This window comes from Alteromonas sp. R7 (genome assembly GCF_055755235.1).
In genome coordinates, this window is sequence record NZ_JBVTQX010000005.1 from 210,644 (window position 1) to 222,511 (window position 11,868).

10 protein-coding genes are annotated in these 11,868 nt (G+C 46.0%); 3 read left to right on the forward strand and 7 right to left on the reverse strand.

Annotation, left to right across the window (positions count from 1 at the left end):
- Positions 1-37: 37 nt before the first annotated feature.
- Positions 38-1,879, reverse strand: coding sequence for an ABC transporter ATP-binding protein (locus tag AC0J2X_RS10210; RefSeq protein WP_014951046.1), 1,842 nt, complete (start codon positions 1,877-1,879; stop codon positions 38-40).
- Between the two features lie 232 nt (positions 1,880-2,111).
- The gene (locus tag AC0J2X_RS10215) at positions 2,112-2,735 is read right to left on the reverse strand and encodes an RraA family protein (RefSeq protein WP_069945094.1); all 624 of its coding nucleotides are present in this window, start codon (positions 2,733-2,735) and stop codon (positions 2,112-2,114) included.
- Between the two features lie 251 nt (positions 2,736-2,986).
- Between AC0J2X_RS10215 and AC0J2X_RS10220 the strand changes: the two genes are divergently transcribed.
- Both AC0J2X_RS10220 and AC0J2X_RS10225 read left to right on the forward strand, forming a co-directional pair.
- The gene (locus AC0J2X_RS10220; RefSeq protein ID WP_069945095.1) at positions 2,987-5,053 is read left to right on the forward strand and encodes a M13 family metallopeptidase; all 2,067 of its coding nucleotides are present in this window, start codon (positions 2,987-2,989) and stop codon (positions 5,051-5,053) included.
- Between the two features lie 122 nt (positions 5,054-5,175).
- Entirely contained in the window at positions 5,176-5,868 is a 693-nt protein-coding gene (locus AC0J2X_RS10225) for a lysoplasmalogenase (protein ID WP_039229366.1), read from the forward strand.
- Here the strand turns inward: AC0J2X_RS10225 and AC0J2X_RS10230 are convergent.
- The 5 genes from AC0J2X_RS10230 to AC0J2X_RS10250 form a co-directional block, all read right to left on the reverse strand.
- On the reverse strand, positions 5,865-6,263 hold the full coding sequence (locus tag AC0J2X_RS10230) for an ACT domain-containing protein (protein WP_039229305.1): 399 nt from the start codon (positions 6,261-6,263) through the stop codon (positions 5,865-5,867). The two genes, AC0J2X_RS10225 and AC0J2X_RS10230, sit on opposite strands and share 4 nt — an antisense overlap.
- 48 nt (positions 6,264-6,311) lie before the next feature.
- Positions 6,312-7,691 (reverse strand): ATP-dependent RNA helicase DbpA, encoded by a 1,380-nt coding sequence (dbpA, locus tag AC0J2X_RS10235; protein WP_014951051.1) that lies wholly within the window; start codon positions 7,689-7,691, stop codon positions 6,312-6,314.
- On the reverse strand, positions 7,691-9,001 hold the full coding sequence (locus AC0J2X_RS10240; RefSeq protein WP_069945096.1) for a substrate-binding periplasmic protein: 1,311 nt from the start codon (positions 8,999-9,001) through the stop codon (positions 7,691-7,693). The genes dbpA and AC0J2X_RS10240 overlap by 1 nt, the downstream gene beginning before the upstream one ends.
- Complete coding sequence (gene pyrC / locus AC0J2X_RS10245) at positions 8,971-10,017, reverse strand: dihydroorotase (RefSeq protein ID WP_278346707.1); 1,047 nt, start codon at positions 10,015-10,017, stop codon at positions 8,971-8,973. The genes AC0J2X_RS10240 and pyrC overlap by 31 nt, the downstream gene beginning before the upstream one ends.
- A gap of 98 nt (positions 10,018-10,115) precedes the next feature.
- Complete coding sequence (locus tag AC0J2X_RS10250; RefSeq protein ID WP_014951054.1) at positions 10,116-10,658, reverse strand: lipocalin family protein; 543 nt, start codon at positions 10,656-10,658, stop codon at positions 10,116-10,118.
- A gap of 255 nt (positions 10,659-10,913) precedes the next feature.
- Between AC0J2X_RS10250 and AC0J2X_RS10255 the strand changes: the two genes are divergently transcribed.
- Positions 10,914-11,864 (forward strand): aldo/keto reductase, encoded by a 951-nt coding sequence (locus AC0J2X_RS10255; protein WP_061486714.1) that lies wholly within the window; start codon positions 10,914-10,916, stop codon positions 11,862-11,864.
- Positions 11,865-11,868: the final 4 nt, after the last annotated feature.

Genomic DNA, 11,868 nt, shown 5'->3' on the forward strand with positions numbered 1-11,868 from the left:
CATCCCATCTGCGATTGAACGCTAATTCGCTCCTTGCCTATTCAACGCCTATAAATCCGCCCGTTTGGTGCGCCCAAAGCTTGGCATATATGCCATTGTGCGCAATAAGCTCGGTATGGGTTCCCTGCTCTACAATGTTGCCCTTATCCAGAACAAGTAACCTGTCCATTTGCGCAATGGTTGACAGTCGATGCGCAATAGCCAGCACGGTTTTGCCTTCCATCACTTTATCCAGACAGGCTTGAATTGCCGCTTCAACTTCTGAATCTAGCGCTGATGTGGCCTCGTCCAGCACTAATACAGGCGCATCTTTTAACAATACGCGAGCTATGGCAATGCGCTGGCGCTGACCGCCTGAAAGCTTCACGCCTCGTTCACCCACGTGAGCGTCGTACCCTGTTCTACCGTGACTATCGGTAAGCGTAAGAATAAAGTCGTGCGCTTCGGCCTGTTTGGCTGCACGGATCATATCTTCTTCTGTCGCATCCGTGCGTCCGTAAAGAATGTTATCGCGTACCGAGCGATGCATCAGAGAGGTATCTTGAGTCACCATGCTGATTTTAGCACGAAGCGTCTCTTGGCCTACTTCAGTAATATCTTGGCCATCAATGACAATGCGACCACTCTGGGTGTCGTAAAAACGCATGAGCAAATTAACCAGCGTCGATTTACCCGCCCCAGAACGCCCCACTAAGCCCACTTTTTCTCCAGGCTTAATGGCTAAATCCAAGTTAGTGAACACATCAATAGGTTTGTTGTCTGCACCTGAATAAGAAAAATGCACATTATCGAAATTAATCCCGCCGCCATTTACCTTTAACGCGTCGGCTTTTGGCTTGTCTTTTACTGCAATAGGCTGCGCTAGTGTATTCATGCCATCCTGCACCGTGCCTAAGTTTTCGAACAAACCTGATACTTCCCACATAACCCAGTGCGACATACCGTTTAGTCGCAAACACAGACTAATAGCAATGGCGATATCGCCAGGGCTCGCAATGTTTTCCATCCACAAATACACGGATAGCGCCCCGATGGTGAAAATAAGAATGGCGTTAGCCATTTCCACACAGAATTCCAACACGGTGACCAAACGCATTTGCGGGTAAACCGTTTTAAGAAAACCATCCATGCTTTCTTTAGCGTAATCCGCTTCGCGGCGACTGTGTGAAAACAGCTTCACAGTGGTGATATTGGTATAGCTATCAACAATACGTCCGGTCATTAATGAGCGCGCGTCGGCTTGCTTTTGCGAGACTTCTTTTAGTTTAGGCACCAGCACTTTTAAAATGCCAATGTACACAAAGAACCACACGATAAGCGGCATGGCTAAGCGCCAGTCAGTGCTGAAAATAAGCACTACCATAGAGATAAAATAAACGCTGATGTACACCAGCAAATCGAGAACCTTGGTTACTGTCTCTCTTACCGAAAGTGCAGTCTGCATCACCTTGGTGGCCACACGGCCGGCAAACTCATCGTGAAAGAAGGTTAAACTTTGTCCAAGCAAATAGCGGTGCGCTTGCCATCTAATGCGCATGGGGTAGTTCCCCATCAAGGACTGACGAGAAAACAACGAGCGCAATAAAATAAACAATGGAATAAAAACGAGCACGGTTAAACCCATGCCAATGAGGGTAAATTTTTGGTCGGCTAAAAATGTGTCTCGGTTTTGATCAGAGAACCAGTCAACTAACTGCCCTAAAAAGCCAAACAACGCCACTTCTAACATGGCAACAATGGCACTTAGCACGGAAACAGTAAGGATTACGCCCCACATGCCTTTTGTGTAGTACTTACAAAATGCAACGATACCTGTTGGCGGTTGGGTAGGCGGCGTGTCAGGGAAAGGCTGGGTCAGCTTTTCAAAAAATGAAAACATGTAGAACTCGTTAGTTATTCAGTGACAGAGCACGTTTACGTATGCCCCAAAATGCTTAGGTCACAATTCTACACGATAACTGAAAGTGTGTTGAACTTTGCGGTGCTTTTTTACCGCAAAGCTCGTTTAACTTTAGTTAATATTTGGCACAGGCTGATACTTGGCGAAAATTATTATTTGGAGAAGCGCTTACATAAAACAACTCAACACTAAGCTAGTTTCCTGTCAGCCTTCACTCTGCAAAGCCTAACTTAGCGAGTATGCTTTCTACTTTTTCAACATGTTCAGCCTGCCATTGTTCAAGTGACATAGAGCCGTCTTTCTGGGCACGTTTTTGAGCAATGTCATAGGCTGCTAGCGCCTCATCTCTTGGAATTACTGCAATGCCCTCTTCGTCTGCAACAATGATATCTCCGGCGTGAACCGTTACACCTGCACAGGTAATCGGCTCATTTAACGGGGCTATACACTTTTTGGCTCCTGGCTTGGGTATAACGCCCCTGGCAAATACCGGGAATTTGTTGTCACGGGTTTCAGCAAGATCGCGTATAACACCATCAATCACGAAGCCTTTAATGCCGCGAGACTGGGCTATCGCGCAGACGTTACCACCCGCCACAGCGAATTCATCATCGGCTTCAACCACAATAACGTCACCGGGGCTTGCGCGATATATCGCCGCATGCAGCATAAGATGATCACCCGGCTCACACTTAACGGTAAATGCTGGACCCGCAATGCGTGGCATGCCTTCCCACAATGGTTTTATCGCATAGTGCATGAACTGCTCTCTTGGCAGCGCATCGGCGTACTCACAGGGTGATACGCTATCGAAAGGGGTATTGTGTAAGTCCATCGCCGTTCCTTGAATGTTTTAGTGTGTGAGAAAAAACACTATAGCGAAATTAGCCCTACAAGTTGTTACAAGCTGTGTATTTTCACTATAAACACTTTTTCTATCCCCCCCGCCATGCTAAAAATTAGTAAAAAGCGTGCACGCAATACGCCACACCATTCTTTCGAAGGGATGCACAGGTTTCGCAACGCACTAAAACAATAAGCGGCAAGTCCAAATGTCGCCCAATAAAATGAAAAGGAAAACTCGACATGTTACGTAGCGTTTTAAGCTTAAGCGTGGCACTGGCCCTCACGGCTTGTAGCCCACAAAATTCATCCACAGAACAACAGACACAAAGCGCGGCTACCGAAGAGGCTCAACAACAGCTTTCTTCAGGTGTCATTAAAGAAAATATGGATCTGTCTGTTGACCCGGGTGATGACTTTTTCCGCTACGTAAACGGCAAGTGGTTTGATAATTTTGAAATACCGGCAGATAAATCGAGCTACGGTTCTTTCGTAATTCTTCGCGATGAAGCACAAGATCACGTTATGGATATTATAAAATCGTCTGCCGAAGGCGACTTTAAAGCGGGCAGCGACGAGCAAAAAGTCGGTGATTTTTACCGTGCCTATATGGACATGGAAACCCGCAACGAACTTGGTATGACACCGCTAAAGCCTGAGTTAACTAAGATTGATGCCATTGAAGACTACACCGACCTTGCTGAGTATTTCGCTTATGCAGCTCGCTATGGCTACGGTACGCCGTTCAGCCTAACTCAATACCCTGATCTTAAGTCGCCAAAAGAATATTTGATGTACACGTGGCAGTCGGGCTTAGGCCTTCCTGAGCGCGAGTACTACTTCAAGGACGACGAAACATCACAAACCATTCGCGATGCCTACGTTAAACATATTCAAACCATGTTTGAGCTGGCGGGTTTCGACGCGCCTAAAGAAAGTGCGGATATGCTGTTCGCACTTGAGACTAAAATTGCTCAGCTACATATGAAAAAAGAGCAGGCCCGTAACTTTGCTGCCAACTATAACAAACTGACAATTGAAGAACTTAAAGCGTTAATGCCTAAGTTCGACTGGGACGCTTATCTTACTGAAGCAGACATTAGCGACATTCCTTCGCTAGGCATCCTGCAAAAAGACTACATGCAAAACATTGATGGCGTTATTGCAGAAACCTCACTGGAAGATTGGAAAACGTTCCTTAAGTGGGGCTTGTTAAATGCTTCAGCCAGTCGCTTAAATGCCGAGCTTGATGAAGCAAACTTCAATTTCTACAGCAAAGTGCTTCGCGGTGTTGAAGAGCAACAGCCACAATGGCGTCGTGCAGTAAGCCTTTCAAATGCTCATGTAGGCGAGCTAATCGGTAAGGTTTATGTAAAACAGCACTTCCCGCCTGAAGCAAAAGATCGCATGATGGAAATGGTTAATAACCTGTTGTTAGCTTACAAAGAAAGTATCGAAAATCTTGATTGGATGACAGATGAAACCCGTGCACAAGCACTAGACAAGCTATCTAAGTTTACCGTGAAAATTGGTTACCCAGACCAGTGGAGAGACTATTCAGCTCTGACAGTTAATGCCAGTGACCTGTTTGGAAACCTTAAGCGTTCTTCGGACGTGCTGTACGAAGAAATGCTTAAGAAACAAGGCGGCCCAGTGTGGACCCATGAATGGGGCATGACACCACAAACTGTTAATGCTTACTACAACCCACCGCTAAACGAAATTGTATTCCCTGCGGCTATCCTTCAACCTCCGTTCTTTGACATGAACGCCGAAGACGCGGTTAACTACGGTGGCATTGGCGCGGTAATTGGTCATGAAATTGGCCATGGTTTTGATGATTCAGGGTCAACCTTCGACGGTGACGGCGTTCTGCGAAACTGGTGGACTGATGAAGATCGCGGCGAGTTTGAAGCACGCACTGCGAACTTGATTGAACAGTATAACCAGTTTGAGGTTCTGCCTGACTTGCACGTAAACGGTGAATATACCCTAGGTGAAAACATCGGCGACCTTGGCGGAATCAGCATCGCACTTAAAGCTTACCACCTGTCTCTTGATGGTGAAGAAGCCCCTGAACTAGACGGTTTCACTGGCGACCAGCGTGTATTCATTGGTTACGGCCAGGTTTGGGCAAGCAAATATCGCGAAGAGGCGTTGCGCAGCCAAGTACAAACCGATACCCATTCACCTACGAAGTTCCGCACTAACGGTGCTGTTCGCAACGTACCTGAATTCTACGAAGCGTTTAACGTGACCGAAGAAGATGCGTTGTATTTACCACCAGAAGAACGCGTAAAAATTTGGTAATTCGCGCACATTGAATAGCGCATATAAAATTCGATAGCTAAAGCCCCATGTTTGCTTCACCAAACTGGGGCTTTTTTTGTCGTGTTGAAGTGTATGACCGAGCAGTTTCAAAAAGGCTAAATATGAATGTAAGAACAACTATTGTCTTTAGCAGCTTAGCGTTGATTTACCTGGCAACGCTGCCGCTTACCCCCTACGTGGCGCAATTCTTACCCAAAGCCCTGCCTATTGTGGTACTGGCAGTTTTCGCCTATACAAAACTTAGCGCCATGCCGCGATACATGGTGTTGGCGGCGTTACTTTTTAGTCTTGCCGGAGATGTTAGTCTGGCCTTGCCCTTTGCTGATAGTTTTATTACTGGCTTGGCGTGCTTTTTTGTTGCCCATTTAACGTATGCTATGTGTTTTGCGTTGCTGCATCGCCGCCTACAAGAAACGCCCGGCGACCATATCATTTCACGCAAACCAAAGTGGTTCATTAGTATTATTATGATTAGCTTTGCCGTAATGATGGCAGTGCACATTCTGCCAGCGTCGAAAGCCTTATTTTACCCTGTAGTCGCCTATATTAGCGTAATCACACTGATGGGTTTAACCGCAGTGTGGTTGGCTCAAACTAAGCTGATCGTAACCGGTGCGTTATTTTTTGTGATATCAGATGCCATTCTCGCCCAGTCGGTTTTCAAAACCCCGCTTCCACTGTCTACCATTTGGGTAATGACAACTTACTATGGTGCCCAATATTGCTTAACCATGGGGCTGGTTGATGGTTTTTTGAGAAAAGAGAATAGGCAGGAAGAGATTGGTCAGACCTAGTTAGACAACGACGTTAAAACGTCTATCGCCAAGTCGGCTTTTTCAGCTGGCACGAAAATATGGTCGTGATAATAAGCGGCCACCACGTTGGCGCTAATTCCTGCCTTACCCAGTGCGGTGGACATAGCTGCAGTCATGCCTACCGCTTCCAAACTAGAATGCACTTCACAGGTTATACAGCGGTAATAACCTTCAAATTGCAGATTAGCTTTCTCGGCTGCGGCAACCGGAAGAATAAGGGTGGTGCCCTCGCGTTCTTGAAACATCCCCTTAGCTACTGAAATTAACGCACTAGTTAATCTGTCAGCAGGCAAGGTAGTAAAAACGTAATTTTCACTACTCGCCACAGGATTCAGATTTTTCAGTAACACGCTCAAGTCAGTTTCAGCGACCACACTCACCTTCCATTGAATAACGTCAGTACTTAGATCTAAGAGCGCATATTAAAGCTTTCGGGCTCTAATACGCTTTCCTTTAATCTTACCTTCTCTAAAGTGCGCCATGGCTTTTTTCACGCTTCGCGTTTTCACTGCGACAAAACTCATGCTGTTCTGAACTTTAATTTTGCCCAAGTCGTCGCCAGGAATGCCCGCATCTTTGGTAAGTGCACCCACCAGATCGCCTGGGCGAAGCTTTTCTTTTTTACCCGCGCTTAGTGAAATACAGGTAAATTCAGGCTGAGTAATTTTGTTTTTATGAAAACGCAGGCTTTGTGCGCCTTTAAGTGGAATATCGCTTTCTTGCAATACTTCTATTTTTCGCAAGAAGTGCTCTTCGTCATCGCTGACTAGCGTTACCGCCATGCCCTGTGCGCCTGCTCGCGCCGTGCGACCAATGCGGTGAATATGGGTTTCCGGCTCTTCACTTACCGTATAATTAATTACGCAGGCAACATCATCAATATCCAGCCCTCGCGCAGCTACATCGGTGGCAACAAGTACTTGTAGCGCATCGCTGGCGAACTGCATTAGCACCGATGTGCGTTGATGCTGTTCCAAGTCCCCCTGAAGTCCAGCTGCGCTAAAGCCATCTTCGATAAGCTCCTCAACCACTTCATTTACCTGAACCTTGCGGTTACAAAATACAATGGCATTTTTAGGTTGGTAGTGGGTAAGTACCGCTTTAAGCGCCTGAGTGCGTGTGTGCGGGAGCACGTTGTAGCCCAATTGGGTGATAGCGGGTTTACTGTCTTGAGACTCAACTTTACAGGTTACCGGGTTGTGCAGGTACTGCTTGGCTACACGCTCAATTTGTTCCGTAAAGGTTGCAGAAAACAATAGGGTTTGCACTTGTTTTGGCGTTTGACCGAAAATAATGCGTAAATCGTCTTCAAAGCCCATATCTAACATGCGATCGGCTTCATCGAGGACACGCAACTTTACGTTACTTAGGTCAATTCGACGCTTTTCCACATGGTCCATTACGCGACCCGGCGTGCCCACAATGATGTGCGGGCTATGTTTCAGTGACTGAATCTGCGGCCCCATAGGCTGGCCACCACATAACGTGGTCACTTTAATATTACCGATGTTCTTAGCCGCCGAACGGCACTGCTGAGCCACTTGATCAGCAAGCTCTCGGGTAGGACAAAGTATGATGGCCTGCGTGGTAAAATCATTCACTTCTACGTGCTGTAAGGCAGGAATTACAAAGCACAGAGTCTTGCCGCTGCCCGTCTGCGCTTGGCCTATCACATCTTTCCCCTGCAACGCCTCAGGGAGCGATTGTGCCTGTATAGGGGAAAGTTGGTAAATGCCTTGTGAGTCTAGCGCCTTGGTGATGGCAGGGTTTATATCTAAGTGCTTAACTGTTTCAACTGTCATTAATTTGGGTTCCAAAGGTGCACTACACCATGTTCGGTATGATGAGCTATGCCGTATTCTTGGGACACCATGTCACTCCAGGAAGAAAGCTGCTCATTAAACTTGTCACTCATTTTCACACCGGCCGCCGCTAACTTGAGCTTCTCTAAAACTAAAACACAGGTGTCTTTCTTTGACAGTGCTAGGTAGGCCGTTGAAATGTCGTATTTACTCGATAGGGTTATTGTCTCACATTTAAATTGTTTTGGGTTACATCCAAAGTCAATTGCCCCCTGAGAACCGAAAATAGTATCAATTTCGTTGTTGATCAGTGCATCCACTAATGCCTGCCACGAATCATAGGCTTTTACTTTGAAGCCATGCTCTATCGCAACGTTATAGCGATAGTCTTCCAATAAGGTACCAACCCTAAAGTTCTTTGGTACGTTGGCAAAGGATTCAAAATAGGGCTTATCGATGCCGTACAGTCCATGAAGGTTTCTTGATACCGGCGTTACCCAGTGAAACACGCTTTCTCTTTCATGCGTGCGAATTACTGAGAATACCAATACGTTAGACTTGGTCATTGCTTCCTTTGCAATACGTTCCCATGGCGCGGAAAGGATATTCTGCTTTAGCGTCATCTCATCTAATATGTCTCTGACCAAGTCTGCAGCAATACCTTTAAGCTTTCCTCGCTCTCCCACCTCTGAAAAAAGTGGCACAATGTCGGCGATGACCCAAAGATTGTCGGTATTAGCATGCAGCTCACCTGCTAAGCTTAGTGTTCCAAAAGTAAGTATTGTGGCCGGGAAAGATGCTTTCAGTACATCCCGCATTGCGCTAGCAAGCAATGTGAAGTCATCTGAACCTTTGTATTGAGCAATCAGTTCGCTCAACCGCTCTGCAATATCGGCAGAACCTTCACTTTTGCTCAGTGCGATATAGCTCACTGCTATTGTCGTCGCCTGACTGCCCGCATTCGGCGTACAACGAACATTATTTCCACATTCAAAGGCAAATAGCGGCGTGATCCAATAATAACTATCTTCGTTATTTTCATCTCTGATCAAATTGATAAGGACGTCGGCACTATTCGATAAAGTGTTAGTAGCAGGCGTTAAATCAATGCCATTTTTTGATAAGGCATTTTTAAACACTGTGAGTGAGTAAGATTGAATACTCTGCTTCTCAGAGGGAGAAAGGGTACTTGGTAAATCGGGGGCGTGAGAGTAAGAGAATGCTTGTGCCCAAGTGGATGAACTCCACAGGGCACATAAACAGACAATAACAACAAAAACTACGCTTGAAATGCCTTTTCTAATTTCCACTGCAACGTTTGCCCCGCATAAAATGGAACCATATCGGTGCCATCAGCTAGGGTTACTTGTTCTGGCACCGTCCACGACTCTTTCACTAATGTCATTGTAGTCGTATTTCGTGGTAAACCATAAAAATCTGCACCGTAATGGCTAGCAAATCCTTCAAGCTTATCTATTGCGCCTAGCTGCTCGAACACTTCGGCATAAAGCTCAATTGCAGACCATGCGCTATAACAACCCGCGCAGCCGCAAGCATTTTCTTTTTTATGTTTTGCATGAGGTGCCGAGTCGGTACCTAGGAAGAATTTTTTGTTGCCGCTTGCCACCATATCGCGCAACGCTTTCTGATGCGTGTTGCGTTTTAGCACTGGCAAGCAATAGTTATGAGGGCGTACGCCGCCAACCAGTAAATCGTTGCGATTTAACAATAAGTGCTGAGGGGTAATGGTGGCTCCAACAAATTCGCTGGCGCCCGCTACGAAGCTTGCGGCATCTGCTGTTGTAATATGCTCAAACACCACTTTCAGCTTAGGGAATGCGTCAACGATAGGCCCTAAATGGGTATCAATGAACACTTTTTCACGGTCAAAAATATCAATGTGATGTTCGGTCACCTCACCATGAATTAGCAACAATAAGCCTTGCTCTTGCATGGCTTGAAATACAGGGTATAAAGCCTGAATGCCTTTTACAGCCGCATCTGAGTTAGTAGTGGCCCCTGCAGGATATAGCTTACACGCAGTTACGCCCGCTTGTTTTGCATCGATAATGTCTTTAGGTGTAGTTTGATTAGTAAGGAATAAGGTCACTAATGGCTCAAAGCTACTGCCTTTAGGTCGCGCAGCTTCAATTCGCCCTTTGTACGCCACGGCCATTTCAGCATTAACCACCGGTGGTACAAGGTTTGGCATAACAATAGCGCGCTGGAAACAACGTGCGGTTGCAGGCACTGTTTCAGCTAGCATTTCGTTATCGCGAAAGTGAAGGTGCCAATCGTCTGGCGTAGTAATGGTGAGCGTTTGCATGCCTTGTCTCTCTTAGTACTTATTCAAACAGAGGGGAAGATGCGCGCAATAATAGCACAATTCCCATTTTGCGCGCAGAACAACTCGCTCGAAAGTGGCTATGAATTCTCTTCGCCGTGCTCTACCCAAATAAGCTTGCTAACGTCGTACCCAGCCGATGTCGCTTTTTCTAGTAAACGGGTGCGGACTTCATCTGAAATAGAAGGTGTTCGCGCTAAAATCCAAAGGTAGTCTTTATCTGGGCCTGTTATCAAAGCATATTGATAACCTTCTTTATCTAGCTCCATAATTACATAGCTAGCGTAAAATGGGCCAAAGAACGATACTTTCAGATGCCCTGTCGTTTCAGACTCTACAAAATACGCTTTGCCCTCGGCTTCATCCCATGCATTTTCTTCTACTGAAAAACCGCGATTAATTACCTTAACCCCTCCGTCATCGCGCATGCTATAGGTTGCCGTAACTTCGCTTAATCCTTCTTCGAAGCTATGGTCAAAGCGCGCTATTTCATACCACTTCCCTAAATAACGAGGAAGCTCAAAGCCTTCAACCGGCACTACCTTGTCAGGTACGCCAGTACAGCCAGACAAGCCCACACACACCATACCCGCCATAATCATTGAAACTAACTGCTTAAACATATGCCCTCTTTTCCTTGAACTCAGCTTTTAAAAAGCCCACTGATTGATTTAAATACACGCCTACATCGCAAAAATGATCTTTATCGGTGCTGCAACACCATAAACCTTCAAGCTAGGCTAACGGTCGACAGTAAAAATACGCTCGCCTAATCAGACTTTTCTTATCGCTTGGACCATATTACAGTGCTTTTAAAACAAGCCTTGAGCTAATACAGGCCCTGCCCACTCGATATTCTCAAACAGGGAGAAAATGACATGAATGCACACTTTCCACACGCAAGCCGCCTAATATATGGATGCATGGGCTTAGGTGGCGGTTGGAACGACAAACCGGCAACCAAAGCCGATATAAGCCAAGCAAGAAGCATCATCGATACTGTACTGAGTTTAGATATTAATGTGTTTGATCATGCTGATATTTATACGTTCGGCAAAGCCGAAACGGTTTTTGGTGAAGCGCTCAAGCAAGCGCCCGAATTAAAAGACAAAATGATTATCCAATCTAAATGTGCAATACGATTTGAGGATGATTTAGGACCAAAGCGTTACGACTTTTCAGCAAATCACATTCACACGTCGGTTGAAGGCATTCTCTCTAGATTAGGAATAGAACAGCTTGATATACTGCTGCTGCATCGTCCAGATCCACTTATGGAGCTAGACGAAGTCGCCGGTACACTGAAGCTGCTTCAGCAGCAAGGTAAAATAAAGCATGTTGGCGTTTCAAACATGCATGGTCACCAAATTAATTACCTGCAGTCTGCACTTTCCACACCTATTGTTGCCAACCAACTTGAAATGAGCCTTGGCTTTAGAGACTGGTTAGAAGACGGCATTACTACCAACAGTGCTGCTAATCGCGATACAGGTTATGCGCCCGGCACACTTGAATACTGCATGATGAACAACGTGCAACTTCAGGCATGGGGAAGCTTGGCACAAGGTAGATACACAGGTGCAAAAGTTGAAAATAGTAATGACCGTGCAACAGCAGACTTAGTGGCTCAACTTGCAGGTGAATATCAAACTACGCCTGAAGCGATTGTTTTGGCCTGGTTGATGCGACATCCTGCCAACATTGCGCCCGTTTTGGGCAGTACCAATATTGACAGAATTAAAGCAAGCCAAAAGGCTGAAGATGTTCATTTAAGTCGAGAGCACTGGTACAAGTTATTTGAGGCTGCTCGCGGTCAAGAGATGCCGTAAGCAT